Source organism: Solibaculum intestinale, from assembly GCF_040096205.1.
GTDB classification, from domain to species: domain Bacteria; phylum Bacillota; class Clostridia; order Oscillospirales; family Acutalibacteraceae; genus Solibaculum_A; species Solibaculum_A intestinale.
Genome location: NZ_JBBMFD010000002.1, coordinates 134,809 through 161,654, shown reverse-complemented (window position 1 = coordinate 161,654; position 26,846 = coordinate 134,809). Strand labels below are relative to the sequence as shown.

Annotated in this window: 25 protein-coding genes; 8 read left to right on the top strand and 17 right to left on the bottom strand. The window is 55.8% G+C overall.

Annotated elements, in window-relative coordinates; all coding sequences use genetic code 11:
- Positions 1-39: 39 nt before the first annotated feature.
- From WMO26_RS02930 to WMO26_RS02870, 13 genes are all read right to left on the bottom strand, one after another.
- Positions 40-1,893 (bottom strand): glycosyltransferase family 2 protein, encoded by a 1,854-nt coding sequence (locus WMO26_RS02930; protein ID WP_349218038.1) that lies wholly within the window; start codon positions 1,891-1,893, stop codon positions 40-42.
- A 38-nt stretch (positions 1,894-1,931) separates the two neighbouring features.
- Positions 1,932-2,660, bottom strand: a complete 729-nt coding sequence (locus WMO26_RS02925) for an ABC transporter ATP-binding protein (protein WP_349218037.1) — start codon at positions 2,658-2,660, stop codon at positions 1,932-1,934.
- 17 nt (positions 2,661-2,677) lie between these two features.
- Positions 2,678-3,472 (bottom strand): ABC transporter permease, encoded by a 795-nt coding sequence (locus WMO26_RS02920; protein ID WP_349218036.1) that lies wholly within the window; start codon positions 3,470-3,472, stop codon positions 2,678-2,680.
- Between the two features lie 13 nt (positions 3,473-3,485).
- Positions 3,486-4,037, bottom strand: coding sequence for a dTDP-4-dehydrorhamnose 3,5-epimerase (gene rfbC / locus WMO26_RS02915; RefSeq protein WP_349218035.1), 552 nt, complete (start codon positions 4,035-4,037; stop codon positions 3,486-3,488).
- A 118-nt stretch (positions 4,038-4,155) separates the two neighbouring features.
- Entirely contained in the window at positions 4,156-5,214 is a 1,059-nt protein-coding gene (gene rfbB, locus WMO26_RS02910) for a dTDP-glucose 4,6-dehydratase (protein ID WP_349218043.1), read from the bottom strand.
- An 18-nt stretch (positions 5,215-5,232) separates the two neighbouring features.
- Complete coding sequence (gene rfbD / locus WMO26_RS02905; protein WP_349218034.1) at positions 5,233-6,117, bottom strand: dTDP-4-dehydrorhamnose reductase; 885 nt, start codon at positions 6,115-6,117, stop codon at positions 5,233-5,235.
- Between the two features lie 20 nt (positions 6,118-6,137).
- Complete coding sequence (gene rfbA, locus WMO26_RS02900) at positions 6,138-7,013, bottom strand: glucose-1-phosphate thymidylyltransferase RfbA (RefSeq protein ID WP_349218033.1); 876 nt, start codon at positions 7,011-7,013, stop codon at positions 6,138-6,140.
- Positions 7,014-7,040: 27 nt separating this feature from the next.
- Positions 7,041-7,967, bottom strand: a complete 927-nt coding sequence (locus tag WMO26_RS02895; protein WP_349218032.1) for a glycosyltransferase family 2 protein — start codon at positions 7,965-7,967, stop codon at positions 7,041-7,043.
- Positions 7,964-8,848: a glycosyltransferase family 2 protein gene (locus WMO26_RS02890; RefSeq protein ID WP_349218031.1), complete on the bottom strand. Its 885-nt coding sequence runs from the start codon at positions 8,846-8,848 to the stop codon at positions 7,964-7,966. The genes WMO26_RS02895 and WMO26_RS02890 overlap by 4 nt, the downstream gene beginning before the upstream one ends.
- A gap of 35 nt (positions 8,849-8,883) precedes the next feature.
- Positions 8,884-10,248 (bottom strand): exopolysaccharide biosynthesis polyprenyl glycosylphosphotransferase, encoded by a 1,365-nt coding sequence (locus WMO26_RS02885; RefSeq protein ID WP_349218030.1) that lies wholly within the window; start codon positions 10,246-10,248, stop codon positions 8,884-8,886.
- A 268-nt stretch (positions 10,249-10,516) separates the two neighbouring features.
- On the bottom strand, positions 10,517-11,923 hold the full coding sequence (locus WMO26_RS02880) for a potassium/proton antiporter (protein ID WP_435431544.1): 1,407 nt from the start codon (positions 11,921-11,923) through the stop codon (positions 10,517-10,519).
- A gap of 604 nt (positions 11,924-12,527) precedes the next feature.
- Entirely contained in the window at positions 12,528-13,460 is a 933-nt protein-coding gene (cysK, locus tag WMO26_RS02875) for a cysteine synthase A (protein WP_349218028.1), read from the bottom strand.
- A gap of 11 nt (positions 13,461-13,471) precedes the next feature.
- Positions 13,472-14,752, bottom strand: a complete 1,281-nt coding sequence (locus WMO26_RS02870; RefSeq protein ID WP_349218027.1) for an O-acetylhomoserine aminocarboxypropyltransferase/cysteine synthase family protein — start codon at positions 14,750-14,752, stop codon at positions 13,472-13,474.
- 263 nt (positions 14,753-15,015) lie between these two features.
- On the opposite strand from WMO26_RS02870, the gene WMO26_RS02865 reads away from it, so the two are divergent.
- The 8 genes from WMO26_RS02865 (at position 15,016) to trpA (ending at position 22,984) form a co-directional block, all read left to right on the top strand.
- The gene (locus tag WMO26_RS02865) at positions 15,016-15,444 is read left to right on the top strand and encodes an RrF2 family transcriptional regulator (protein ID WP_349218026.1); all 429 of its coding nucleotides are present in this window, start codon (positions 15,016-15,018) and stop codon (positions 15,442-15,444) included.
- The gene (locus WMO26_RS02860; RefSeq protein WP_349218025.1) at positions 15,441-15,857 is read left to right on the top strand and encodes an RrF2 family transcriptional regulator; all 417 of its coding nucleotides are present in this window, start codon (positions 15,441-15,443) and stop codon (positions 15,855-15,857) included. The genes WMO26_RS02865 and WMO26_RS02860 overlap by 4 nt, the downstream gene beginning before the upstream one ends.
- Before the next feature lie 629 nt (positions 15,858-16,486).
- Positions 16,487-17,953 carry an anthranilate synthase component I gene (gene trpE / locus WMO26_RS02855; RefSeq protein ID WP_349218024.1) on the top strand — a complete coding sequence of 489 codons (1,467 nt, stop codon included), beginning with the start codon at positions 16,487-16,489 and terminating at the stop codon, positions 17,951-17,953.
- Entirely contained in the window at positions 17,950-19,611 is a 1,662-nt protein-coding gene (locus WMO26_RS02850) for a bifunctional anthranilate synthase component II/anthranilate phosphoribosyltransferase (protein ID WP_349218023.1), read from the top strand. Before trpE ends, WMO26_RS02850 begins: the two co-directional genes overlap by 4 nt.
- Positions 19,608-20,387 (top strand): indole-3-glycerol phosphate synthase TrpC, encoded by a 780-nt coding sequence (trpC, locus tag WMO26_RS02845; RefSeq protein WP_349218022.1) that lies wholly within the window; start codon positions 19,608-19,610, stop codon positions 20,385-20,387. Before WMO26_RS02850 ends, trpC begins: the two co-directional genes overlap by 4 nt.
- Entirely contained in the window at positions 20,384-21,004 is a 621-nt protein-coding gene (locus WMO26_RS02840; protein ID WP_349218021.1) for a phosphoribosylanthranilate isomerase, read from the top strand. The genes trpC and WMO26_RS02840 overlap by 4 nt, the downstream gene beginning before the upstream one ends.
- A gap of 2 nt (positions 21,005-21,006) precedes the next feature.
- Complete coding sequence (gene trpB / locus WMO26_RS02835) at positions 21,007-22,194, top strand: tryptophan synthase subunit beta (protein WP_349218020.1); 1,188 nt, start codon at positions 21,007-21,009, stop codon at positions 22,192-22,194.
- A complete protein-coding gene (trpA, locus tag WMO26_RS02830; protein WP_349218019.1) occupies positions 22,187-22,984 on the top strand; it encodes a tryptophan synthase subunit alpha in 798 nt (265 codons plus the stop codon). Before trpB ends, trpA begins: the two co-directional genes overlap by 8 nt.
- 312 nt (positions 22,985-23,296) lie before the next feature.
- Here the strand turns inward: trpA and WMO26_RS02825 are convergent, their stop codons facing one another.
- Genes WMO26_RS02825 through WMO26_RS02810 form a run of 4 tightly spaced genes read right to left on the bottom strand, consistent with a single transcriptional unit; the run spans position 23,297 to position 26,717 of the window.
- The gene (locus WMO26_RS02825) at positions 23,297-23,659 is read right to left on the bottom strand and encodes a VOC family protein (RefSeq protein ID WP_349218018.1); all 363 of its coding nucleotides are present in this window, start codon (positions 23,657-23,659) and stop codon (positions 23,297-23,299) included.
- Between the two features lie 59 nt (positions 23,660-23,718).
- Positions 23,719-24,387, bottom strand: coding sequence for a PAQR family membrane homeostasis protein TrhA (gene trhA / locus WMO26_RS02820; RefSeq protein ID WP_349218017.1), 669 nt, complete (start codon positions 24,385-24,387; stop codon positions 23,719-23,721).
- 20 nt (positions 24,388-24,407) lie between these two features.
- Positions 24,408-25,319 carry a radical SAM protein gene (locus tag WMO26_RS02815; protein WP_349218016.1) on the bottom strand — a complete coding sequence of 304 codons (912 nt, stop codon included), beginning with the start codon at positions 25,317-25,319 and terminating at the stop codon, positions 24,408-24,410.
- A complete protein-coding gene (locus WMO26_RS02810) occupies positions 25,320-26,717 on the bottom strand; it encodes an alanine/glycine:cation symporter family protein (RefSeq protein ID WP_435431543.1) in 1,398 nt (465 codons plus the stop codon).
- Positions 26,718-26,846 lie beyond the last annotated feature (129 nt).

Genomic DNA, 26,846 nt, shown 5'->3' with positions numbered 1-26,846 from the left:
TGATCGGCGCAGCTGCGCCGATCCCCTCTTATGGCTTACTTATAAGGTAAAATCATCCCGTTCCAAGGAAAAGTTCGGGTTGTAATAGGGATCTCCCTTCTCAATGAAGGCCTTCCACTTGGTTTGAAACCTGGCTTCGTCCTTCTGAAATTGGGCCGAACTATCCGTGGCAGTCTTGCCTTTTGCCCTGGGCACGTAATGGTAAAGTTCCGCGTAGGGGGTAAACACGATCAATTGACCCTGTTCCCGCAGACGCAGGCAAAGGTCCACATCGTGAAAGGCAACCGCATAGTCTTCGCAAAAGCCGCCCGTTTGCTCAAATTTCTCCTTAGAAATCATCATACACGCACCGGATACGGCGCTGAAATTCTGGGCGTACATCAGCCGGCCCATATAACCGGCGTCTCCCCGTGCCGCCCGGTAATGAACATGGCCGACGCTTCCTCGGATGCCGATGAGAAGCCCTGCATGCTCGATGGTATTGTTCGGAAAATAGAGCTTGGCCCCCACCGCACCCACGTCGTCACGCTGGGCGTACATGAGCATTTCTTCTATCCACTTCGGAGAAATCACTTTGGTATCGTCATCCAAAAAGAGCAGATATTTTCCCTTTGCCTGGCTTGCGGCAAAATTGAGCATCTTCGCGCGGTGAAAAGGCTTCTCCCAGGAAAGCAGGCGAAGATTGGAATGGTTACCCTCCTCTGCGCCATCCGTTCCCACCAGGAGAAGCTCGAAATTTTGATAAGTGGAATTCCGGTAGATGGAATCGATGCACCGCCGTCTCGCTGCCGCACTGCCGGTGCTGAGCATTACAATGGAAATCAGAGGCGTTTCTTTGAGCGCATATGCAATCCGGTAAAGCAGCGGAGCATTGGGCGCCTCCATGGCTCTGCCTTCGATGCCTTCCCGCTTAAGATAGTCGTTCAGCGCCCGAATCCCGGATGCAACGCAATAGGGCTTGACGCTGATGTCTCCCGCCGTGGACCCCGCATGACTGCGCCAGAAATAGAGAAGCTTTGGAATATGCACCACATGCTTTGCCTTTTGCGTCAGGCGCAATATGATGTCAAAATCCTGGCTGCCGTCATAATCGCCGGAGAAATAACCTACCTGATCGAGCAGCGCCCGGCTGAACACCGAAAAATGACAGATATAATTGTTGGCACGCAAATTATCCAACGCAAAATCCGGCTTGAAATGGGTTGCCACCGGGTTTTGGATGGTGCCGGAGAAGGTCATTTCATCGGTATAGATAAAATCGGCGTTGTGTTCAGTAATGGCCTTCATCACCTCATAGAGCGCCGCCGGGTGAAGCAAATCATCGTGGTCAAACAAGCCAATGTAATCGCCTGTGGCCATCGCAATGCACTGATTCGTGTTCCCGGAAATTCCCAGGTTCTCTGTAAGCACCTGATACCGCACGCGCGCGTCCTGCTGCGCATACCGGCGGCAGATGTCTCCCACGTAGGCATGGGCCCCGTCGCTGCCGTCCGCCAGGCATAGCTCCCATTTCCCATAGGTCTGTGCCCGAACGGAATCGATCATTTCGGTGAGAAAGTGTTCCGGGGTATTGTAAAGCGGGACTAAGATGCTGAAGGTGATGTCCCGGTCAAAGACCGTATTCTCCTGCATCCGCCGTTCCTCGGGAGTAAACACATAGTGGGCCATAAACTCCCGTTCCCGCATCCGGCGGAATCTGCGCCGGCGTACCTTTTGCCAGGTGGCGCGGATGCCGTAGTTCTGAATGCTGGAAAATCCCTTGCAAAGGATTTTACCGTACCGGCTGTTTTTCAGGCCGCCCTTCTTTGCACGCGCAGGTTTCCCCATTTCCGAATCAGGCGCTGGATGGGGCGTGTGGTCTTTTGTCTTATATGTCTGTTCGTCCCTTTTCAACGGTGTATGATTCCTCCCGAGCCATCTCTGTCCTTCGTCTACATGCTCTTATAGGCATCACAGACGGTTTTCATATCCCCAAGCATCTTAACATGCCCGTGGTCGAGCCACATCACATGCTTGCAAAGCCGTTCAATCTGCTCAATCGAATGGGAGACAATCAGTACTGTCGTGTCGTCGGCCATCAATTCCTTGATGCGCTCTTCGCACTTTTGCTGAAACAAATAATCGCCCACCGATAAAATTTCATCCACAATCAAGATATCCGGTTTCGTAATGGTCGCTACGGCAAACCCTAAGCGCGCCACCATGCCGGAGGAAAAGTTCTTGAGCGCCACATCCACAAAGTCCTGCAGCTCGGCAAATTCAATGATTTCGTCGAACTTTTCCTTCATATGCTTTTTCGTGTATCCCAGCACCAGGCCGTTTAAAAGCACGTTCTCCCGGGCGGTCAGGTCCATATCAAAGCCCGCGCCCAGCTCAATCAGCGGCGAAATCGTCCCGTAGGTTTTCGCCCAGCCCTCGGTGGGCTTTAAAATCCCGGAAACCACCTTCAAAAACGTACTTTTTCCAGAACCGTTGAGGCCCACGATTCCAAACACGTCGCCCTTTTCAATGTTGACGCTGACGTTTTGCAGCGCCGTGAATTCCTCAAAACGCAGCTGGCGCTTACAAAGCTTGATAAAATATTCCTTAATGGAGTCCACCTTGTCCTTGGACATGTTGAACTTCATGGTAACATTGCTCACTTCAATCGCGTTGGGCACCCCGAATCCCCTCCTCTTTACACATACAGAATAAACTTGTCCTGCTTGCGCTTGAACGCCCACACGCCAAGCACCAAAAAGAACAGGGAACAGGCGGCGCAAATGAGGTTCACCTCAAGCCCCGGAATCACACCGTCCATCACGACCCGCCTGAAATAGGTCACATAATAATACATGGGGTTGAACTGCACAATGGACATGAGTGTCAAGCTTCCAAGCTTGGTATCAGTCAGCAGGCTTTCCGGGTAAATGAGAGGGGTCAGGTACATCCATGCGGTGATGAAAACCGAATAAAGGTGCCCTACGTCCCGGAAAAACACGTTTAAGGTAGCCAGCAGCAGGCTCAGGCCCACGGTAAACACAAACACGTAGATCATCGGAATCGGGAAAAGCAAAATCGTCCAGTGAAAAGGCACCCCGTCAATGAGCATCATGACGAGCACCGCCACCAGAGAAAACAGCATGTTGACAAAGGCAAATACGGTTTTCTGAAGCGGAAAAATGTACTTGGGCAGATACACCTTTTTAATGAGCGACGCTCCGCTGATCACCGACGTCAGGGAATTGGAGGTGGCTTCCGACATAAAATTGAAAATCAACGCACCGGTGAGGTAATAAGAGGCGAAGTATTCCTGTTTAAACCGGAACATCTGGCTGAACACGACCGAAATAACCAGCGCCATCAGAATCGGATTGAGGATGCTCCATAAAAAACCCAAAGCCGACCGGCGGTATTTCACCTTCAAATCCCTGGCTACCAAGTCCATCAGCAGATGGCGGTACCGGGTGAATGTCTGCAAATACGCTTTCAAATCGTTTTCACCCTCATCTATTCAAGTCTTGGAACGCCCCGTTCTTTTTGTCCTTCTCGCTTAACAGGACTTCCATTCCTTCGGAAATCGGCCAGTCGATGCCAATGTCCGGGTCAGCGTAGTAAAGGGCGCCTTCGTCGGTCGGATCATAAAAGCGGGTGCACTTGTATACAAACTCCGCCACGTCCGACAGCACTAAAAATCCGTGGGCAAACCCTTCGGGTACGTAAAACTGGCGCTTGTTCTCCTTGGAAAGGAGAACGCCGTGCCATTTGCCGTAGGTCTTGCTGCCTGGGCGGATGTCCACCGCCACGTCGTAGACCTCTCCTTCAATGACCCGCACCAGCTTTCCCTGGGGGTTCTTCTTCTGGAAATGAAGGCCCCGCAGCACGCCCTTCTTGGAGCGGGACTGGTTGTCCTGCACAAAGACCATGTCAAGACCGGCGGCCTTAAAGTCGTTGTAGTTGTAGGTCTCCATAAAATAGCCCCGGTTGTCGCCGAATACCTTCGGCTCAATGATATATAAGTCCTCAATATCGGTTTTAATAAAGGTAAACTGTCCCATATGTTTTCTTTCTCACCTTTCCATGGAAATTATGCCCTGGCGGCAAGACCGCCGTGATATGGATAGGTTTGGCTTCTGCCTGCCTTCGCATACAAAAGCCAAACACCAAATACACCGCTTATTTATCCGCGTACATCTTCTGGTAATACTTCTGGTATTCGCCGCTGGTGACATTCTTCATCCAGTCCATATGGTCCAGATACCACTGGATGGTCAGCTTAATGCCGTCCTCAAAGCAGGTCTCCGGGTACCAGCCCAAATCCTTCTTGATCTTTTCGGGATCAATGCCGTAACGGCGGTCGTGACCCTTACGGTCCTCCACATGCTTCATCATGTGCTCGCCCACCGCCGGGTCCACATGCTCCTTGATGTAGGCAAGGATGGTTTTGACGATGAAAATGTTGGGCCGCTCGTTGTGGCCGCCCACGTTATACACCTCGCCCACCTTGCCGCCGCGCACCACCATGTCGATGGCCTTGCAATGGTCCTCCACATACAGCCAGTCACGCACCTGCATGCCGTCGCCGTAGATGGGCAGGTCCTTATGGGCCAGGGTATTGTTGATGATGAGGGGAATGAGCTTCTCCGGGAACTGGAAGGGGCCGTAGTTGTTCGAGCAGCGGGTGATGTTCACCGGGAATTTATAAGTATCGTGATACGCTTTCACGAACAGGTCGGCGCTGGCTTTGCTGGAAGAATAGGGGCTGTGGGGGTCAAGCGGGGTCGTTTCCATGAAATACCCGGTTTCGCCCAAAGAGCCGTACACCTCGTCAGTGGATACCTGCAAAAACTTACATCCGTCCTTATACTGGTCGTCGCCGGTCTGCCAGGCGAGCTTTGCGTTGTTTAACAGGTTGACCGTGCCGAGGACATTGGTCTTAACAAAGATTTCCGGGTCGGCAATGGAGCGGTCCACATGGCTTTCCGCAGCAAAGTTGACCACATAATCAAAGTCAAACTCTTGGAACAACGCCGCTACCGCTGCCTGGTCGCAAATGTCCACCTGCCGAAACACATAGTTCGGGTGGTTCTCCACCTCTTTGAGGTTTTCTAGGTTGCCTGCATAGGTCAGCTTATCGATGTTGACGATTTTCACATCGTCGTACTTTTTGAGCATGTACAGCACAAAGTTCGAGCCGATAAAGCCCGCGCCTCCGGTTACCAGATAGGTTTTCATCATCCTTGTCCGCCTTTCTTACATGTCCTTGAGGTTTTTCAGATAGCATTCCAGAGCTTCCTGCCAGTCGCGCATTTCGTCCCCCACCGTGCAACGCAGCATCCGGTTGTCCAGCGACGAGAAGGCGGGCCGCTTGGCCTTCTGCACATATTCCTGGGAGGTGACGGGACGGACCTTGCAGTCAATCCCCGCGTATTCCACGATCTTGCAGGCGAAATCGTACCAGGTGCATTCTCCTGTCCCCGTGCAGTGGTACACGCCGTACTGCTCGGTAGCCGCAGCCTTTAAGATATGATGGGCAAGGTCGGCGGCGTTGGTGGGATTGCCCCGCTGGTCGTTGACCACGGTGATTTCCTCATTTGCCTTGGCGATGCGCAGGATGGTCTTGACAAAGTTCTTCCCCACATAACCATAAAGCCAGGAAGTGCGCAGGATGAAATACTTTTTGCACAATTCCCGTACGTACTGCTCGCCAAGATATTTGCTCTTTCCGTAAATACTTTGCGGGTTGCACAGATCCCATTCCACGTAGGGAACACTTCCGTCCCCGGAGAACACATAGTCGGTGGATACGTGCACAAGCTTCGCACCCATTTTGTCAGCAGCCAAGGCCATGTTCCGAGCCCCCAGGGCGTTTGCCTTAAATGCCACGTCCTGATTGTCCTCACAGCCTTCTACATTGGTCATGGCGGCGCAGTTGATCAGCAAATCAAAGGGATTTCCCTCAAAGAAACGGTTGACCGCCTCCTGATCCGAAATGTCCAGTTCATCTAAGTCCACACCGGTGACCTGGGCGTCTTGATAACATGCCGGGATGGCTCCCAGCTCCGACCGTCCCTCTTTTAAGATTTTCGCCAGCTCATTTCCAAGCTGACCGTTTCGGCCCGTAATCAGTATTTTCACGAAAACGTCTCCGTCCTTCCTTATACCTCGATGGTGTTAGCAATGTGGAACAGGTAATCGCCGTACTCGCTCTTTTTAAACCGCTCGGCCTGCACGAGAAGCTGCTCCTTGTTGATAAAGCCGCGGCGGTAGGCGATTTCCTCAATGCAGGAAATATACAGTCCCTGCCTCGTCTGCACCGCTTCGACGAAATTGGCCGCGTCCAGCATGGCCCGGTGGGTTCCCGTATCCAGCCACGCCATTCCTCTGCCGAAGAGCTCCACCTTCAGCTTGCCTTGTTCAAGATAGGCGTTATTGACGGCGGTGATTTCCAGCTCGCCCCGGGCGGAGGGCTTGATGGACTTGGCAATCTCCACCACCTGGTTGTCGTAGAAATAAAGGCCGGGCACCGCATAGTTAGACTTGGGATGCTCCGGCTTTTCCTCAATGGAAAGAACCGTGCCGTTCTTATCGAACTCCACCACACCGAAGGCTCTCGGTTCGCTGACATGGTAGCCGAAGATGGTAGCGCCTTCCTTGCGGCCCGCCGCCGCGGCCAGCCGGCCGGAGAAACCGTAACCGTAAAAGATGTTGTCCCCCAGCACCAGGCAGACATTGTCGTCTCCAATAAAGTCCGCCCCCAGGATGAAGGCTTCGGCCAGGCCGCGGGGCGCTTCCTGCACCACGTAGGAGAACTTGAGCCCCAAATGGCTTCCGTCTCCAAACAGCTCCTGAAACACCGGCAGGTCTCTCGGAGTGGAGATGATCAGGATTTCCTGAATTCCAGCCAGCATCAGGGTGGACAGGGGATAATAAATCATCGGCTTATCGTAGACGGTCAGAATCTGCTTGGAGCAGGCGATGGTCGACGGATAAAGCCGGGTTCCCGCGCCGCCCGCAAGAATAATGCCTTTCATACAAAAACCTCATTTCCTATCGTTTCTTTATGCAAACAAGAGCTGCCCGGCCTTGCGGACCAGCCCATTCTTACCGTGTCCGTTGCGCAGAAGATGCGCCATGCGGTGAAGCTTGCCGTACTCCGGCATTCTCGCGTAACCCAGCACCAGCTCGGCCTGTTCTTTGGAAAGCCTGCCTTGATAACGCTCGTAAAAACCAGCCGCCTGCCGGTAAGTATCGGTCAGCACCTTATGAATCTGTTCGGTTTTCGACAGCCTTGCCGCCACATATTTGGGGTCCCGGACGTTCTTGGCTCCCACCTCATTGTTCCCATGCTGCCGATAGCGGATGGTGGGCTCGTCAACAAATCCGATCTTCCCAAAAGCCGCCGCCACCAGCGCCAGCCACCAGTCGTGCATGATGGCGCTGGCGGGCGGATCCTTGGCTAAGTCGAGCAACGGGCGGTTTGCCAGCATCGTGCAGCCGGTAACCACATTTTGCGCCAGCAGCTTTGAAAGGGAAACCCGGCGGCTGTCCAGGTTTTGCAGCCGGAACATGGACGGTGCGATGGTACGCAGGTTCTCGTCCACCACCTCAAGGTCGGTATGGACCAAAATCGGCGTTCCCGGCGGGTTCTCCCCCTCCAGGCGCTCCATCTCCCCCATGGTTTTTTCCACCTTGTCGGGCAGCCACACGTCGTCGTGGTCACAGGTCATGGCGTAGGCGCTCTCGCTTAGAGAAAGAAGACGGAAGAAGTTCGCCTGGGCGCTGCCGGAATTTTTTGTATTTGGAATGACCCGTATTTTGGACGGGTATTTCGCTTCATATGCCAAAAGGATTTCCATAGTGCGGTCCTTGGAACCGTCGTCCCCAATAAGCAGCGTCCAATCGGTGTACGTTTGCTTTAGAATGGATTCGATCTGCTCGGCGACATAGGCTTCCCCTTGATAGACCGCCATCAAAATGTCGATCATACCCCGGCCGTTCCTCCTTTTTCCCGGCTCATCTTCCCTTTTAAAAGGGTCAGCCCGTACTTGGCGTAAATCCCGGTATACACAAGCCCGGTAACAAAGGGGTTATATTGCTTTCGATAATGCTTTTGATAGAAAAGCAGCATGGCGTGATGAAAGTGATAAATAATGGGCTTCGACTTCTGGTGCAGGCCGCTTTGCCCTTTCAAATGGGTGATGGCCCCATCGGCAAAGTATACCACCCGGTACCCTTTTTCCTTGATGCGATAGCAAAGGTCCAGGTCCTCTCCGTACATAAAGAAGTCCTCATCGAACCCGCCCACCTGCTCATACACGGCTTTGGGCACCAGCATGCACGCGCCGGAGACCGCGTCCACGTCGCTGTTCTTTTCAGGGTCGATAAACGTTTGGTGATAGGCTCCGTATTTGGGATTGTCAGGATGCTTTTTGTCCATCCCCATAAAGTAATAAAGGGCGGCTAAGGGCGTGGGAAATCCCCGTTTGCAGCCGCTGTCCAGCGTCCCGTCCGGCAGCACGGTACGAAGGCCCAGCACGCCGATGGACGGATTCTCCTTTAGATAGGCAGCGCCTGCGTCGATGGCGCCATCGTGCACGATGGTATCCGAGTTTAAAAACAAGAGAAAATCGCCCCGTGCCTTCTTTGCTCCCAGATTGCACGCATGGCCGAATCCGTGGTTTTCCACACCGGAAAACACCCGCACCCGCTCGTCCTTCATCCCCAGATAGCGCTGGGCTTCGTTGCTGGAATTGTCCATCACCAGCACCTCAAAGGACGCCCTATGGGTAGCGGCAAGCACCGACTCCACCGTCTGGGCCGTCAGGTCTTTCGTATTGTGATTGATGATGATTACCGATACGTCCACATGGCACACTCCTGCTCGCAAATTTCGGCGCAAGGCTATTCCTCGGTGGTTTTCTTCGTCTGCGCCATCCGTTCTCCCTGCTGGATGCCTTCGGTTTTATCCGGCATCATCACCACGCGCAGGGTCAGGATCATCAGCTTCAAATCCAGCAGGAAGGAATAGTTTTCAATATAGATCAGGTCCATCAGGAGCTTGTCGTAGGCGGTGGTGTTGTATTTTCCATAAACCTGGGCATAGCCGGTCAGGCCCGCCTTGGCTTTGAGGCGATAGGCGAACTCGGGCATGGACTTTTCATATTCCGCAGCGATCTCCGGCCGTTCCGGGCGGGGACCCACCAGCGACATGTCCCCTTTTAAGACATTAAAAAGCTGTGGAATTTCATCGATACGTAGCTTGCGTATGATTTTTCCCACAGGCGTAATCCGGTCGTCGTCCACCGTAGCCAGCTGCGCACCGTTTCGCTCCGCGTCCACGATCATGGAGCGAAACTTCAGCACCTTGAACACCTTCCCGTCAATGGTCAGGCGTTCTTGAGTGTAGAACACGTTTTTACGGTCGTAAGCCCAGATGGCCAATGCCGTCACCAAAAAGATAGGCGACAGCACCAAAATGCCGCAAAGCGAACCTACAATGTCCAAAAGCCGCTTATAGAGCCGCTTTTCATTGGTCAGGCCCTGGTTGCGCAGAAAGAGCATGGGGGTATCCACCACCCGGATGTCGGTGGCGCCGTTGACCAGAATGTTCGTAATGGAAGGGACCACATAAAGCCGCTTGGCTTTCTGATAGCATAGATTGATCATCCATTGCCGAAGCTCCGTGCTGTTGACGGAGAGAACGATGGAATCGAAGGGCTCCATGGCCGCCTCAATGGCCTCCCGGCCCTCGCTTACGTTGATTTCCTTCAAAATCCGGTATTTATCCACAATCCGGTTGAGCTTTTTCTTAATGGCATGGTTGATCTCGTCGTCATAGACAAGAAGCATATCGTGAGGCGGGTAAATCTGATAATAGACCCGGTTTGCTATACAGGCCCAGAAGGTAACGATGATCATTTGAATGACCGTCAGCCAGATAAAGCCCACAAAATCCACGAACTCATAGGAAAGCAGGGACGCGAGCAAAAACATGATCGTATTGCAAAGGCCCAGCGCAATGGCATGGGACAAAAGAATTTCGGTAATTCGGTTCTGCCCCACCTGATGGCCTTTCATCAGGATGACCGTCACCGTCACAATCAGCGCGTATACGATGGTCAGCAGATAGTTCCCGTTGCGGAAGAAAGGATTGGGGATATCGCTGTTATAAAGGCTGATCCACAGAAAATAAAACGCGCCGGACAAGATTACGATATCGAACAGCACCATAATGGTGCGGATCGTCTGTTTAAACTGAAATCTCATGTTGTCCTCACTACTACACATATTCTGTCCGTCATCCTGGATGGCGAGCCATCGCGTTCAAACGTCCCGGTTTGCAAAGGCTGAAATTTGGGATAATTTGTATATTTGCGCATTCCATAAACCTTATCATACAACATCGCCGCCCCGAATTCAACCTCATCCGCCGTTTCCCCGGAGAAAAACCTTCCAGTTCTCTTCTTATTGTCCCGTAAGAAAGACAAATTATGAGTGCAAATTGGAAAAACTCTCCTCACCCGCCGCGTTCGCGTCAGGAAGGCAGCCCATCGAAATCGTTTGCACTGAGAACCAGCCGGTCTCCCGGCAGAATTACCGTGGAGCCCTTTGGCACCACCACCTCGCCGCCTCGCTTGATCATCACCACCAGGATTTCCTCGGGAATGTCCGCCTCGGCGATGGCTTTGTCCGCCCACACGCTGTCCGGCTCAATGAGGTATTCCTTGAGCACGGCACCGGTTTCCTCCTGGTAGTCGGTAAAGGTCTTGAGAACCGGGGAGGATTCCTCTACCAAGTCGAGCTTTTTGGCAAAGAAGGGGATCAGAGTTCCCTGGACGGCTACTGAGAACAAGGCCACGAAAAAAACCATGTGGAACAGGTCGTTTTCCATCCCGGACACATTGGTTACCGCGAAGATGGCGAACACAATGGACGCCGCGCCCCGCAGCCCCACCCAAGAAACGAACAACTGCTGCTTCACCGGGCGCTTAAACCAGCATAGGATGCCGAAGACCGCCGCCGGCCGCGCCACCAGGATAAGAAAGAGGGAAACCAGAATGCCGGGCAGCAGGATGCTTGGCAGGTGAGACGGGAAGGAGAGGAGCCCCAGCGTAAAAAAGAGCATGATCTGCATCAGCCAGGAAATTCCGTCGAAGAAATGCACCAGGCTGCGCTTGTGGACGATTTTGCTGTTGCCCACCACAATGCCTACGATGTACACGCACAAGTATCCGTTTCCGCCGATGAATTCACACAGAGAATAACCTAAGATCGCCACAGCGGCCACAAAAATCAGATAATAGCTCTCGATCTCGAATTTGACCCGGCGCAGAATCCATACCGCAAGCTTGGCAAGGCCAAAGCCCAGCCCCAGGCCGAACACCAGCTGGCACACCACCATCAGCACGATGGAGTTCCCGCCTCCGGCGGACATGAGGGACAAAATCACCATCGTCATCATGTAGGCGATGGGATCGTTGCTTCCGCTTTCCACCTCTAGCATGGAGGCGAGGCCACCCTTTAGGTTGAGCTTGCGGGAACGAAGGATGGAAAAGACGGACGCGGCGTCGGTGGAGCCCACCACCGAGCCCACCAAAAGGCCTTCCAGCAACGTGGTTCCCAAAACAAAATGGCAGAAAAGCCCCGTCAGCACCGCCGTGACCACCACGCCCACCGTGGATAGCAGGATGGACGGTACCGCTACGGGTTTGGCCATCTTCCAATTGGTGCCCAGACCGCCGTAGAACATGATGAAAACCAGGCCGAAGGAGCAAAGCTGCCGGGCCAGATCAAAATTGTCAAAATAAATACCGCCCGGTCCATCCGAACCAAAGAACATACCCAGCACCAAAAAAATAAGCAGCGCCGGTACGCCGAACCGGTACAAAAGCTTGCTGGACGTGACACACACCAGCAGAATCAACGACCCAACCAACATCATTGTGATCAAACCGCAGTCCCTCCTTCACCTGTTTTTCTTCGAAATCGCACCCTTTCCATTCTGTATGAAAATGCAAATATTTATTATTATTTTACCATATTTTTTTGACCATCTCAATGCGACGAAAGCAATTGTTCGAAAAAGTTTACATAATGGTCATTTGTACTTTATTTTATGCAAAAGAAGGTCCGTTTGTTCCAAAAAACGTTAATTTGCTGAAAAATCGACGCCCTGCAAATCCACCAAAAAGGAGAAGGACAGAGGAAAAACCGGCTTGAAAGGCTGATATTCCAGTCATTCCCATCTCATTTCCTTCCCTGCTTGTCCCAGCGGGAAGCGTTTTTCATTTTTACGAAACGTATGACAGCGCTCTGATGCCGAACTGCATTTCTGCACGTACCATTCCAATCCCTTTGGTTTCCCAGCCAGTCAGCCGCCCTCTTTGGCGTGGATAGAACCCGGTCTGCAAGTGGTTTTGCTTTTCATAGGCATGCCGTGTGAAGAAAGTCGGCGAATCTAAGGCGGACAGCAAAATCCCCCTGATTTTGCATAGACATGCAAAATCAGGGGGATGGACAATGCCTCTTTCCGAGCAGGCACAGGATTACGCATCAAAGAGGCCGGTGGAAAGGTACCGCTCTCCGGTATCGGGCAGGAGCACCACAATGCGTTTGCCCGCGTTTTCCTCCCGTTTCGCCACCTGGGTGGCCGCAAACAGGGCCGCGCCCGAAGAAATGCCGCACAGAAGGCCTTCCGCCGAAGCCAACTTGCGGGCGGTGGAAAAGGCGTCCTCATTGCTCACGGGAAGGACCTCGTCAATCAGGTCCCTTCTCAGAAGCTCCGGGACGAAGCCGGTGCCGATGCCCTGGATCTTGTGGGGGCCCGGCTGCCCGCCGGACAGCACTGGCGATGCGGCCGGTTCCACCCCTACGATGCGCACCGCCGGATTCTTTTCCTTGAGGGCCTCTGCCACGCCGGTGATGGTGCCGCCGGTACCGATGCCCGCCACGAAGAGATTCACCTTGCCGTCGGTGTCCCGCCAGATTTCCTGGCCGGTGGTATGGTAGTGCATGCGGACATTGGCGGGGTTGGTAAACTGGCCGAGAATCACCGCGCCTTTGATCTCCTCTTTCAGCTCCTGGGCCTTTTCGATGGCGCCCTTGATGCCCTTGGCTCCTTCGGTGAGCACCAGCTCGGCGCCCAGGGCCTTGAGCAGGCTGCGCCGTTCCAGGCTCATGGTTTCCGGCATGATAAGGATAACGCGGTAGCCCTTAGCCGCCGCCACAAAGGAGAGGGCAATGCCGGTGTTCCCGCTGGTGGGCTCAACGATGGTGGAACCGGGGCCCAAAATTCCCTTCGCCTCCGCGTCGGCAATCAGGGCGTAGCCCAAGCGGTCCTTGACCGAAGAGAGGGGGTTGAAGCTTTCGAGCTTCGCCACCAGCTCTCCCTTCACCCCTTCCTGTTCCCCATAACGGGACAGCTTGAGAAGGGGGGTGTTTCCGATTAACTGGGTCAAATCCTGTGCGATGTTTGGCATAAAAGCGCCTCCTAGTCGAGTTTTGAAAAAGCTCCCTCCAGATCGGCAATCAGGTCGTCGATGTGTTCGAGGCCGACGGAAAGGCGGATCATATCCTTGGTGACCCCGGCCTTTTCCTGGTCGCTTGGGGAAAGCTGCTGGTGGGTGGTGGACGACGGGTGGATAACCAAAGACTTGGCGTCGGCCACGTTGGCAAGCTGGGAGAAAATGTGCAGGCTGTCGATCAGCCTGCGGGCGGCGGACTCGCCGCCCTTGACGCCGAAGGTGAAGATGGAACCGGCGCCCTTAGGCAGGTACTTCTCCGCGAGGGCATGATAAGGATTCCCCGGAAGGCCCGGATAATTCACCCAGGCCACCTTTTCGTGTCCTTGGAGATACCAAGCGAGCTTCTGGGCGTTCTCCACGTGCCGCTCCACCCGCAGAGACAGGGTTTCCAGGCCCTGCAAGAGTAGAAAGGCGTTGAAGGGGCTTAAGCACGCGCCGGTATTTCGAAGAAGCTGAACCCGGGCTTTGGTGATATAGGCCGCGTTTCCCGCATCCGGCACGTAGCGGATGCCGTGGTAATCTTCATCCGGCTCGGTGAAATCCGGGAATCTCCCGCTCCCCGCCCAGTCAAACCGGCCCGCGTCCACAATGACGCCGCCGATGGAGGTGCCGTGGCCGCCGATGAACTTGGTGGCCGAGTGGACCACCACGTCCGCGCCGAACTCGATGGGCCGAAGCAGATACGGAGTGGCGAAGGTATTGTCCACAATCAAGGGAATGCCGTGCCTGTGGGCGATGTCCGCCACCGCTTCCATGTCAATGAGATTGATGCCGGGATTCCCAATGGACTCCATATACAAGGCCTTGGTCCGTTCGGTAACAGCGGCTTCAAAGTTGCCCGGATCGTCGGGATTTACAAAGGTGGTGCGAATGCCTAGTTTTGGTAAGGTGGAGTGAAACAAAGCAAAGGTCCCGCCGTACAGAGTAGAGGCGGCGACAATCTCATCCCCTGCTGAAGCCAGGTTCAAAACGGAATAGGTGATGGCAGCCGACCCGGAAGCCGTTGCCAACGCCCCCACGCCCCCTTCCAGCGCAGCGATGCGCTTTTCGAAAACATCGGTGGTGGGGTTCATAATGCGGGTGTAAATGTTGCCGGGTTCCTTCAGGCCGAACAGGTTCTCGGCTTGGTTGGTGTCGTCGAAAACATAGGACGTAGTCTGATAGATGGGCACTGCACGGGACTTGGTCACCGGATCCGGCGCCTGGCCCGCGTGCAGCTGGTTGGTTTCAAAACGAAATTGGCTCATGTTTCTTACCTCCTGTGCGGTTCATCCAGTTATGCTAGGAACAAACACAGACACATTCGCCGGCTGGTGACATGCACGAGACGGGTAAAGGCAACGGTTGTTTTTTCCACGGCCGGTCTCCCCTTTCCCTGTATTTCCTATCAATTTGATAAAGATTATAGCCTTTTATCTTTACTATGTCAATAGGAATTATAAAATTTCTCTTGCGCCGCTGTCCTTTTTGCGCTATCATAGCAGCAGAAACCTAAGAAGGAGGGAACTGGATGAAGCTGTCCACCAAAGGAAAATACGCGGTCGAGGCCATGTGCTGTCTGGCGGTCAATTGCGGGGAAGGGCCGAAAAAGGTCCGGGAACTGAGCGGTAAAACCGGGATTACCGAAGGGTATCTGGAGCAGCTTTTCTTCCGGCTGCGCAAGGCGGGACTTTTGACCACGGTGCGCGGGCAGAAGGGCGGCTACCTGCTGGCCCGGCCTTCTAGCGAAATCACGGTGGGTGAGATTCTGCGGGCGGTGGAAGGGCAACTCGTCCCAGTGGCCTGCATCCGTGACCCTTCCCTCTGCCAAAGCGCCATGGCCTCCCGGTGCGCCACTCGTCCGGTCTGGACGAGGCTCGCCGCCGCCATCGATGGGGTAGCGGACGGGGTGACGCTTTTTGACCTGGCACAATCCTTTCCAAAGGAGGGAGCGGAATGAAGCTATCCACCCGGGGGCGGTACGGCCTGCGCGCTATGATCGACCTGGCCATTCACGACCAGGGGGATTACGTGACGTTAGGAAGCATCGCCCAGCGGCAGAACATCTCTTTAAACTATCTCGAACACAGCTTTGCGGCTTTAAAAAACGCGGGGCTGATACGGGGAATGTCCGGCTCTCAGGGCGGCTACCGGCTGGCGGCCCCGCCTTCGGACATCACCATCCGGCAGGTGCTGGAGGTGCTGGAAGGGGATTTGTCCATCGTAGGCGCGGACGGCTCGCAGGAAGAATCCCCGTATGCCAGGCACGTGCGAAAGAAGGTATGGGACCGGATGGATGAAAAGATCGACGAGGTGCTGTCCGGTTTGACGCTGGCGGACATGGCCGCGGAGTTTTCCCGCCTGCAGCCGTAACGGCGTGCTTTTTCGCAGGCAAGGTCGCAACCAAAAGACCATTTGGGTTTGTCTTTATCGCCCTGCCTTGGCGGCAAAACGGCGCTTTTTTGGACCGTGTGCCCATCCAAACCCCCGTCTTTTTCAAGGGAAGCTGTCGATCTTCGGGCTATTGCCGCCAATCTTTATCTTTTTACTGGCTGAAAAAAAGGGTTGACAAATGGTTTATGGGCGCATATAATAGCAACAAAATCAGATAGAAAAATCCGTTGAGCAAAAGTGAGTACTCCGCAACACGGTGTTCAGAGAGCCGGCGGCTGGTGGAAAGCCGGTACATACGCTGCTTTGGAGGAATGGGTTTGTGAGGAGCAAGGGGAAACGGTCTTAAAAAGAAGGGCCGGAGTAGCTGACGCCGTGATCCGCACGTTACGCGGAGGGGGTATCCTGCATTTGACGCAATGTACCTTGCAAAATTGCCGCGTACCCTTGTGAACAAGGAAAGCTTTTTGAGCTTTCGAATTTGGGTGGCACCACGAGTCGATCGTCCCATGGTTTGGACGACCGGCTTTTTTTGTTGCCTTTCTCCGCTCTGTGCCCGCGCAAGGAGCGGAGACTTGGGAAATCTTAAGCGCGGAGAGAAGGAGCTTTTTATGTATCCGACCAAACACGAAATTCAGGAACTTCTAAACGACTATGACTTAGCGCCGGTTTTTTACGAGGTTCTTTCCGACACCTACACGCCGGTGCACCTCTTCAACGCCTTAAAAGCGGGCAACGAAACTTGCTTTATCTTAGAAAGCGTGGACAATTCCCAGCAATGGGGCCGGTATTCCTTCATCGGCATCCGTCCCAAGCTGGAAGTAAGGATCGAACATGGCGAGGGCGTCACGGTTCGGGACGGCAAGGCCTCGAGACAGCCGGTAAGCAATCCGATTGTTTTTTTGCAGAGCATTCTTGAGCGCACCCATTCCCCCAGCGTTCCCAACCGGCCCAAATTCACCGGCGGGCTGGTGGGCTTTTTCGGCTACGATACGGTGCGGTATCTGGAAAAAAAATTAACTAGTGTCCCCGAAGACGACCTGCATCTGCCGGACTGCCATCTGTTTTTGTTTGACGAGGTGGTGGCTTTCGATCATTTGAGCAACAAGACCGTAATCATCCTCAACATCTATAAGGACGGGGATTTGGACGCCCAGTACGCCGCCTGCGAAACGCGGGCAAAGGAGCTAGCGGAGCAGATTCGCACTTTTGTCCCCGCCCCGGCCCAGGAAAAACCTCCCCGCCCCTGCCGCATCACCTCCAACTTAACGAAAGAGGAATTCATGTCCAATGTGGAGAAGGCCAAGGAATACATCCGTGCAGGCGATATTTTCCAGGTGGTGCTCTCCCAGCGGTTCGAGGCGGAGAACCCCCCCGATCCCTTCGACGTCTACCGGGTGCTGCGGGCGACGAACCCGTCCCCTTATCTCTATTATCTGCAGTGCCCTTCCTATCAGATTGTGGGCGCGTCCCCGGAAATGCTGGTGAATGTCACCAAAGGGGTGGTTACCACCCGCCCCATCGCCGGCACGAGCCCGAGAGGGGTCACCCCGGAGCTGGACGCCCAGAATGAGAAAGCCCTCCTAAACGACCCCAAGGAAAAAGCGGAGCACACCATGCTGGTGGACTTAGGCCGCAACGACGTGGGCAAGGTCAGCAAATTCGGCACGGTGGAGGTCACCCGGCTGATGCAGGTGGAGCGGTTTTCCAAGGTGATGCACCTGGTCAGCGACGTCAAGGGCATCTTACAGGAGGGCAAAACGGCGGTGGACGCGCTGATGGCGGTGCTTCCTGCGGGAACTCTCTCGGGCGCGCCCAAGGTGCGGGCCATGGAGATCATCGACGAGCTGGAAAACAAGAAACGGTGCCTGTACGGCGGCACGGTAGGATACTTAGGGTTCGACGGGAACATCGACACCTGCATCGCCATCCGCACGGCGCTCTTTCAGAACAACAAAGCCTACATCCAGGCGGGAGGCGGCATTGTGGCCGACTCGGTGCCGGAAAAAGAGTTCGAAGAATCCAGGAACAAGGCCCAGGCAGTCATCCATGCCATTGAGGAGGCGGCGAAGCTATGATCTTACTCATCGACAATTACGATTCCTTTACCTATAATCTTTACCAGATCGTCGGCCAGCTTTACAGCGACGTAAAAGTAGTGCGAAACGACGAGATTACCCTGGACGAAATCGAAAAGCTCAAGCCCGAAGCCCTTCTTCTCTCCCCCGGCCCCGGCTATCCGAAAACAGCGGGCGTCACCATCGAAGCGGTGAAGCGTTTTTCCGGGCGCATCCCGATTCTGGGCGTGTGCCTGGGACACCAAGCCATCGGGGAAGCCTTCGGCGGCAAGACGGTCCCGGCAAAAACGCTGATGCACGGCAAGGCGAGCACGGTAAATCTGGATCCCCGCTGCCCGCTCTTTTCCGGCCTGCCCAAAAGCGCCCCGGTCGCTCGGTACCATTCCCTGATTACCGACGGGCAGAGCCTTCCTTCCTGCCTGAAAGTCACCGCCACCGATGAGGACGGGCAGATTATGGCGGTCATGCATAAGGAGCACCCTACCTTCGGCGTGCAGTTTCATCCCGAATCCATCCTGACCAGCTGCGGCAAGCAGCTGCTGGAAAACTTCTTAGGAAAGGTAGCCCGCCTTCCCGTCACCTCCTTCGGCACTCCCAAGGCGGAAATTCCCCCTGCCAAGCGTAACGCCTTAAAGCCTTACATCTTCAAGGCCATCGACGGGGAAAACCTCAGCCAGGAGGAGGCCTTCGAGGCGATGGACTGCATCATGAGCGGCGGCGCCACCGACGCGCAGATCGCCTCCTTCCTGACCGCCCTTCGCATGAAGGGGGAAACCACCGACGAAATCACCGGGTTTGCCCGGGTGATGCGCAAAAACGCCGTGCAGGTGGGGCATTCCACCTCGGTTATTGACATTGTGGGCACCGGCGGGGACATGGCCAACACCTTTAACATCTCCACCACCGCTTCCTTCGTCATCGCCGGGGCCAGCCTGAAGGTGGCCAAGCACGGCAACCGCAGCGTGTCCAGCAAGAGCGGGGCGGCGGACGTACTGGAAGCCTTAGGAATCAACATCAACATGACCGCACCCCAGGCGGAGCGGTGCATCAAAGAATGCGGCCTTTCCTTCCTCTTCGCCCCTTGTTTTCACAGCTCCATGCGCTTTGCCGCCGGGCCCCGGCGGGAGATGGGGGTGCGCAGCGTCTTCAATATCTTAGGCCCGCTGGCAAATCCGGCGTTCGCTCAGTATATCATTCTGGGTGTGTACGACGAGGGACTGATGGAGACCATGGCCCGGGTGCTGATGAATTTAGGCATCAAGGGCGCCATGATTGTCCACGGCTGCGACGGGCTCGACGAAATTACCGTTTCCGACAAAACCCGCATCTGCGAAATCCGTGACGGCAAGATCATCAAGTACGACTTAGACCCGCGGGACTACGGCATTGCCTTTGCGGACAAATCGGTCCTTGTGGGCGGCACGGCTGGGGACAATGCGCAGATCACCTTAGACGTGCTTTCCGGCAAGGAAGGTCCTCAGCGGGACATCGTGGTGTTAAACGCAGCCTGCGCCCTTTACGTCGCCCGCCGGGCGGACAGCGTTGAGGACGGAATAGCCATGGCAAAACGTTCCATTGACTCGGGTGCGGCCATGCAAAAGCTCGAGGCGCTTAAGGAACTGACCAGTTCCTTCGCAAAGGAGGGCAAACGCGCATGATTCTGGACGACATCGTAGCGGCCCGCAAGGAGCAGCTGGCGCGGGAACAGGCCAGGCGGCCTTTTCCTGAAGTCCGGGCCGAAGCCGAAGGGATGGCCGCCCCTGCCAAAGACTTTGCGGGTGCGCTGCGCGGGAACCGGCTGGCCGTCATCGCGGAGGTGAAAAAAGCCTCCCCCTCCAAGGGCCTCATAAAGCCGGACTTTGACCCGGTTGCCACCGCCAAGGCCTATGAAGCGGCGGGTGCTGACGCCGTATCGGTTTTGACGGAGGAACGGTACTTTCAGGGAAACGGCGCATACCTGTCCGCTATCCGCAAAGCGGTAAACCTCCCCTTGCTGCGAAAGGATTTCATTTTTGATCCTTACCAGATTTATGAGGCCAGGGTTTTGGGAGCGGACGCGGTTTTGCTCATCGCCGCGCTGCTTTCCACCGAAACCATCCGGGAATTTCTCGCCGTTTCCAAGTCGGTGGGCCTTGCGTGTCTGACGGAAGTGCACAACGAGGAAGAGCTGGAACGGGTTTTGTCCGCCGGGTGCCCCATCGTGGGGATCAACAATCGGGATTTAACCACCTTCCAGGTGGACATCACCGTCACTGGTACACTGGCGAAAATGCTGCCGGCGGATACGATCCTTGTGGCCGAGAGCGGCATGCAAAAGAGTGCAGACCTGCGTATGGTCCGAGAGCAGGGCGCCGACGCGGTTCTCATCGGGGAAACGCTGATGCGAAGCGGCGACATCGGGGCTGCCCTTTCCTCTCTGCGGGAGGGGATATGAAGGGTAAGCTCTGCGGCTTGAGACGCATGGAAGACATCCGGTATGTAAACGAATTTAAGCCCGATTATGTGGGCTTCGTCTTTGCCCAAAGCCGCCGGCAGGTGACGCCCGTCCAGGCGGCGGCCCTGCGAAAGGCTTTGGACGCATCCATCCAGGCGGTGGGCGTTTTCGTCAACGAAGCGCCTGAAACGGTGGCCCGAATTGCAAGGGACGTTTCCCTAAACGCCGTACAGCTACACGGGGATGAGGACGCGGCGTACATCGCCCGTCTGCGTACGTTTTTGCCGCCGGGCGCCGGCCTGTGGAAGGCGGTGCGGGTACAAAAGGAATCCGACCTGCAGCGCGCCCAAAGCTATGGGGCGGACCTGGTTTTGTTCGACGCTTTTTCCAAAGACGCTTACGGCGGAACCGGGAAAACCGCGGACTGGAGCCTGTTCGGGCGCGTTTCCCCGCCCAGGCCCTTTTTCCTGGCGGGAGGCCTGCACGCAGGCAACCTCCGGGAAGCTGTCCGGCAAGTGCATCCGGACGGGGTGGACCTGTCCGGCGGGATTGAGACAGACGGCGTGAAGGACCGGGAAAAAATCAAGCAGATTCTATCAATCATAAGAGGGGTTTGACCATGAATAAAATCGGAAGATTCGGCGAGTTCGGCGGGCAGTACGTCCCCGAAACCGTTATGGCCGCCGTGCAGGAGCTGCAGGCGGCATACGACCACTACCGGGAGGACCCGGCCTTTCTGGAGGAGCTGCACACCTATTACCGGGACTATGCGGGCCGCCCTTCCATGCTGTATTACGCTGAAAAAATGACCAGAGACCTGGGCGGCGCGGCCGTGTACATCAAGCGGGAGGATCTAAACCACACCGGCTCCCACAAGATTAACAACGTGCTCGGGCAGGCGCTGCTGGCAAAGAAGATGGGCAAGCGCCGCCTGATCGCGGAAACCGGCGCCGGCCAGCACGGGGTGGCAACCGCCACCGCGGCGGCCCTTTTCGGTATGGAATGCGAGGTGTTCATGGGCGAGGAGGACATGGAGCGCCAGTCTCTCAACGTATACCGCATGGAGCTTCTGGGGGCGAAGGTCACCGGCGTGTCCAGCGGGACTCGTACCTTAAAGGACGCCATCAACGAAGCTATGCGGGACTGGGCCACAAATGTAGAGCACACCTATTACCTAATCGGCTCGGTGATGGGCCCCCACCCCTACCCCACCATGGTCCGGGATTTTCAGAAGATCATCGGCGAGGAGACCAAACGGGAGATGCTTGAGAAAACCGGAAAGCTGCCCGACTGCGTGGTGGCCTGCGTAGGCGGCGGCTCCAACGCCATGGGCATGTTCTATGACTTTATCCACGAGCCGTCGGTGCGGCTGGTGGGCGCGGAGGCGGCCGGCAAAGGGGTGGACACCGCCCTGCACGCCGCCACCATCACCAAAGGCTCCAAGGGAATTTTTCACGGAATGAAGTCCCTGTTTTTGCAAAACGAAGAGGGGCAAATCGACCCGGTTTATTCCATTTCCGCCGGGCTCGACTATCCCGGCATCGGCCCGGAGCACGCCCATCTCTTTGAAACCGGCCGGGCGGACTATGTGGACATCACCGACGAGGAAGCGGTGAGCGCGTTCGAATACCTGTCGAAAACCGAGGGTATCATTCCGGCCATTGAGTCGGCCCACGCGGTGGCGGCGGCAAGAAAGCTCGCACCCCAGATGGGCAGGGACCAGAGCCTGGTCATCTGCCTGTCCGGCCGGGGGGATAAAGACGTTTACCAGGTAGCACGATACAGAGGGGTGACCATTCATGAATAGAATCGATGCGAAATTTGCAGAGTGCAAAGAACAGGGACGCAAGGCCCTCATCACCTTTATCACCGCCGGGGACCCGAACCTTTCGGTGACACAAGAAGCGGTTCTGGCGATGGACCGGGCGGGGGCGGACCTGATTGAACTGGGCGTTCCCTTCTCCGATCCGGTGGCGGAAGGGCCGGTCATCCAGGAGGCATCCCAGCGGGCGCTGGCGGCGGGGACGACGCTGGTGGCTATTTTCGACCTGGTTAAGCGCCTGCGGGAAAGGACCCAGAAGCCGCTCCTGCTCATGCTTTACTTAAACAGCATCTACCGGTTCGGCAAGGAGCGGTTTTTCTCCCTGTGCGAGCAGTGCGGGGTGGACGGGGTGATCGTCCCCGATATGCCCTATGAGGAAAAGGACGAGATCGAAGGCGTGGCCGAAGCGCACGGGGTCTATTCCATCCGCCTGGTGGCCCCCACCTCCCACGAACGGGCGGCCAAAATTGCAAAAGGTGCCAAGGGCTTTCTTTACTGCGTGTCCTCCACCGGGGTCACCGGGATGCGTTCCGGCTTTTCTACCGACTTTGATGCGTTTTTCGGCCAAATTCGACCCTACGCCACCATTCCCTGCGCCGTAGGCTTCGGTATTTCCGGGCCAGAACAGGCAAAAGAAATGCAGCGCTACTGCGATGGGGTGATTGTGGGCAGCGCCGTTGTCAAGGTGGCTGCCGAGCATGGGGAATCCTGTGCTGGCCCGTTGTATGACTTTGTTCGTTCCCTGCGGGAGGGGATGGACGGAGACACGAAATAAAAACATCTCCTATTAACCAGGAAGAGGCCTGCGGACTGAGTCCGCAGGCCTCTTCCTTCATTCAATGATAAAAAACTACCGGTAGAGGTCCAATATTGCAAAAAGGTCCATCCGCCGATTTCTGGCTGAGGAAACACCACGGAAATAAACCCGATTCCCGTACGTTTGAAAGACGTCAGCCGATTTTTTCCCGTATCAAGTTAAAACCACCGGCATAGCCGGTGGTTTTAACTACACATGTACAAATGCTTTTTTCTCCAGCGTAATAAGGAGCGATACCTCCTTCTCTCGCATTCGAAAAGGTGCCGTTCCTTACGCTTTTTCCGGTACGATTTCAATCCAGTAGCCGTCCGGGTCGGCAATGAAATAGATCCCCATAGAAGGGTTTTCGTAGCAGATCACGCCCATTTGCTCGTGGCGGCTGTGCAGCTCGTCGTACCGGTCGGTGGTAAAGGCCAGGTGGTATTCCTTTTCGCCCAGGTCGTAGGGCTTCTCCCGGTCCTTAAGCCAGGTAAGCTCCAGAGAAAAGGGGCTTTTCCCGTCACCTAGGAACACGATGCGAAAGTCCTCTTCCACATGCTCGCGCACTGGATGCAGATCCAACGCGTCCGCATAAAACTGCAGGGATTTGTCCAGGTCTAGCACATTGAAATTCATATGGTCAAAACGAATCATAACGGTCTCCTTTCTGTTTTTCTAAAAAAGCGTATTTTATTCCGTCTCTACACTGCCGGTCACCGGTTGGGCAGGACGTAGAACAGGATGGAAAAGAAATGCAGAATACTTCCCGCCAGCACGAACAGGTGCCACACCGCATGCATGTACCTGATCTTTTTCCCCAGTCCGTAGAGCACCGCTCCTACCGTGTAGCACACGCCGCCTACGATCATCAGCATAAGCCCCGGACCGGAAAACACCTCGATGAGCGGCACGAACGCCACCATCACCGACCAGCCCATGCACAAATAAAAGATCATGGAAATTACCTTAAACCGGTGCATATCCACCGCGTTTAAGACGATGCCGCCGATGGCCGCCGCCCACACCACGCCGAAGAGCACCCAGCCCCACGCTCCCTCCCGCCGCAGCGTCACCAGCGTATAGGGTGTATAGGTCCCGGCGATGAGCAGGAAGATGGAGCAATGGTCGATGATCTGAAAGATGCGCTTGGCCTTTTCGATACGAAGGGCATGGTAGATGGTGGACATCACGTAAAGCAAAAGAAGTGTGGCTCCATAGACGCTGCAGCTGACCACGCTCCACACGTCCCCATAAAAGGCGGCCCACACGATCAGGATGGGCAGGGCTGCCAGCGCCAAAAGCGCGCCGACTCCATGGGAGATGGCGTTAAAGAGCTCTTCCCCTTTGGTATAGGTAGGAAGAGGCTTGACAATCCGAGGCATGGCTTGTCCCTTCTTTCGGTTTATTTTCGTTCCCGATCCTCTCCCGGCACGCCGGTCAGGTCAAAGGCGGGGATGAACTTGGCGGCGGCGGATGCCCGCTCCTGTACGAAGCCGTGTTCCAGCCCCAGGGCGAACAGCCGGTCGAGCACCTTGTCGTACTCCCGCTTCGTCACCTTGCGGGAAAGCTCCGGGTACCGGTCCGCCCGTCCGCAGGGGGTATACTGGCACATAAGGCTCACGTAGGTTCCCTTGGGCAGCTCGGCCTTGATCCATTCGAGCACCCGGATGGAATCCCTGGTGTGCCCCGGCAGCATAAGGTGGCGCACGATCAGGCCCTTTTTCATCAGCCCGTCCTTTCCGAGCTGCACAGAACCCACCTGTTTCGCCATCTCCAAAATAGCCTTAGAGGCAACTGCAAAATAGTCGGGTGCGGCGGAATACCGGGCGGACGCATCCTGGTCCACGTATTTGAGATCGGGCAGGTAGATGTCCACCATGCCCTCCAACGTGCGCAGGGTCTCTGGCAGCTCATACCCGCCGCAGTTATAGACCACCGGCACGGCCGGCTTGTACCGGGCGAGAACCTCGCGAATCACATGGGTAAAATGAGTGGGAGTGACCAGGTTGAGATTATGAACCCCTTGCCTGACCAAGCCTTCTAAACAGGCGGCAAACTCCTCTAGGGTGAGCGTCTTGCCAAAGCCGCCTGCGGAAATCTCCGTGTTCTGGCAAAAGCAGCACTGGAGCACGCAGCCGGAGAAAAAGACCGCGCCCGATCCTTTTGTCCCGCTTAAAACCGGTTCCTCCCAGAAATGAGGGGCCGCCCGGGCCACCACCGGCCCGGCGGGCATGCTGCAAAAGCCCTCGCCGGCCGTGGCAGTGCGCACAGCCCGACACTTTCTCGGGCACTGCTCACAGAAAAACGCTTCCATTTATCTTCGCATCCTTTGCTTCTTTCGTCCCCGTTTCTGAGCTGCCAAAGCCCGCCGCCCGGGGAACTCTTCCTTTGTCAGCTTAAACACCATCCCGCTTAACGCAAACAGGCCGATGAGGTTTGGAATGGCCATCAGGCCGTTTAACGTATCCGACAAATCCCACACCAGCGTCAGCTCCAGCACGGCGCCCACCGCTGTCATCAGCACGTACACCACTTTATAGGGCATTAAAAACTTTGCGCCGAACAGGTACTCGCCGCACCGTTCCCCGTAATAGGACCAGCCGATGATGGTGGCGAAAGCAAAAAAGATGATGGATACGGCGAGAAACGCCCCGCCGAAGGGGCCGAACACGCTCTCAAAGGTTTTCTGGGTCAGGGTCACGCCGGTGATCTCCGGGTTTTCCCACAGCCCGCAGGACAGCACCGCCAGCGCCGTGATGGTGCAGACCACCAGCGTGTCGGCAAACACCTCGAAAGCCCCCCAAAGCCCCTGCCGGGCCGGATGAGGAGTATCCGCCGCCGCGTGGACGATGGACGCGCTGCCAAGGCCCGCTTCGTTGGAAAAGACGCCCTTGGAGATGCCCACCTGGATGGCCCGGGCCATGGCGCTGCCCGCAATTCCCCCGGCCAGCGGCTCGAAGGCGAAGGCACCGGAAAAAATCGCGCTCAACGCGTCCGGCACGGCTTTATAATGCACCACGATCACCGCGCCCGCGCCCACAATATAGAGAATCGCCATAAAAGGGACAATTTTTTCAGTCACTCCGGCGATGCGCTTGATGCCGCCGATGATGACAAGGCCGGTGATGATGGCGATTATCACACCGGTCACGGCGGTGGGGACGCCGAAGACGTTTTGCGAATAGGAGGAAATGGCGTTTGCCTGGGTCATGTTGCCGATGCCGAAGGAGGCGCAGACCCCGAAGACCGCGAAAGCTCCGGCCAGGAACTTGGAATGCAGGCCATTTTTGAGATAGTACATGGGGCCGCCCACCCATTCGCCTCGGCCGTTTCGTTCCCGGTAATGGACCGCCAGCACCACTTCCGCGTACTTGGTCATCATCCCGAAAAAGGCGGACACCCACATCCAGAAGACCGCGCCCGGGCCGCCGATGGTGATGGCGGTGGCCACCCCCACGATGTTGCCCACGCCGAGCGTTCCCGCCAGCGCCGCCGATACCGCCTGAAAGGGCGAAATGGCCCCCGCGTCCCGGTCCTTCTTCCGTTTGAAGACGCTGCCTAAGGTGCCGCAGATGGCGCCGATTTTGCGCACCTGAAAAAAACGCGTCCCGATGGTAAACCAGATGCCGGCTCCCACCAGGATGCAGATCATCACCGGTCCCCACACAAAGGAGTGGACCGCGCTGTTGACTTGTTCGATCCATTGTTCCAACCCGTCCAATGGCGACACCTCCGCACTGGATTCTTATCCAATCTATATGCCGTCTTGGGCGGCGAATATCCGGGAAAACCGGACATTCGCCATGATTTTGTCCGAAGGAGAGACAAAAGGCCGCGCGGC

Excerpts from the sequence above, each read along its gene's own strand:
- rfbC (WP_349218035.1), bottom strand. The coding sequence starts at position 4,037 with ATGGGACAGTTTACCTTTATTAAAACCGATATTGAGGACTTATATATC.
- rfbB (WP_349218043.1), bottom strand. The coding sequence starts at position 5,214 with ATGAAAACCTATCTGGTAACCGGAGGCGCGGGCTTTATCGGCTCGAAC.
- rfbA (WP_349218033.1), bottom strand. The coding sequence starts at position 7,013 with ATGAAAGGCATTATTCTTGCGGGCGGCGCGGGAACCCGGCTTTATCCG.
- WMO26_RS02895 (WP_349218032.1), bottom strand. The coding sequence starts at position 7,967 with ATGATCGACATTTTGATGGCGGTCTATCAAGGGGAAGCCTATGTCGCC.
- WMO26_RS02885 (WP_349218030.1), bottom strand. The coding sequence starts at position 10,248 with ATGAGATTTCAGTTTAAACAGACGATCCGCACCATTATGGTGCTGTTC.
- WMO26_RS02880 (WP_435431544.1), bottom strand. The coding sequence starts at position 11,923 with ATGATGTTGGTTGGGTCGTTGATTCTGCTGGTGTGTGTCACGTCCAGC.
- cysK (WP_349218028.1), bottom strand. The coding sequence starts at position 13,460 with ATGCCAAACATCGCACAGGATTTGACCCAGTTAATCGGAAACACCCCC.
- WMO26_RS02870 (WP_349218027.1), bottom strand. The coding sequence starts at position 14,752 with ATGAGCCAATTTCGTTTTGAAACCAACCAGCTGCACGCGGGCCAGGCG.
- WMO26_RS02865 (WP_349218026.1), top strand. The coding sequence starts at position 15,016 with ATGAAGCTGTCCACCAAAGGAAAATACGCGGTCGAGGCCATGTGCTGT.
- WMO26_RS02860 (WP_349218025.1), top strand. The coding sequence starts at position 15,441 with ATGAAGCTATCCACCCGGGGGCGGTACGGCCTGCGCGCTATGATCGAC.
- trpE (WP_349218024.1), top strand. The coding sequence starts at position 16,487 with ATGTATCCGACCAAACACGAAATTCAGGAACTTCTAAACGACTATGAC.
- WMO26_RS02850 (WP_349218023.1), top strand. The coding sequence starts at position 17,950 with ATGATCTTACTCATCGACAATTACGATTCCTTTACCTATAATCTTTAC.
- trpC (WP_349218022.1), top strand. The coding sequence starts at position 19,608 with ATGATTCTGGACGACATCGTAGCGGCCCGCAAGGAGCAGCTGGCGCGG.
- WMO26_RS02840 (WP_349218021.1), top strand. The coding sequence starts at position 20,384 with ATGAAGGGTAAGCTCTGCGGCTTGAGACGCATGGAAGACATCCGGTAT.
- trpB (WP_349218020.1), top strand. The coding sequence starts at position 21,007 with ATGAATAAAATCGGAAGATTCGGCGAGTTCGGCGGGCAGTACGTCCCC.
- trpA (WP_349218019.1), top strand. The coding sequence starts at position 22,187 with ATGAATAGAATCGATGCGAAATTTGCAGAGTGCAAAGAACAGGGACGC.
- WMO26_RS02825 (WP_349218018.1), bottom strand. The coding sequence starts at position 23,659 with ATGATTCGTTTTGACCATATGAATTTCAATGTGCTAGACCTGGACAAA.
- trhA (WP_349218017.1), bottom strand. The coding sequence starts at position 24,387 with ATGCCTCGGATTGTCAAGCCTCTTCCTACCTATACCAAAGGGGAAGAG.
- WMO26_RS02815 (WP_349218016.1), bottom strand. The coding sequence starts at position 25,319 with ATGGAAGCGTTTTTCTGTGAGCAGTGCCCGAGAAAGTGTCGGGCTGTG.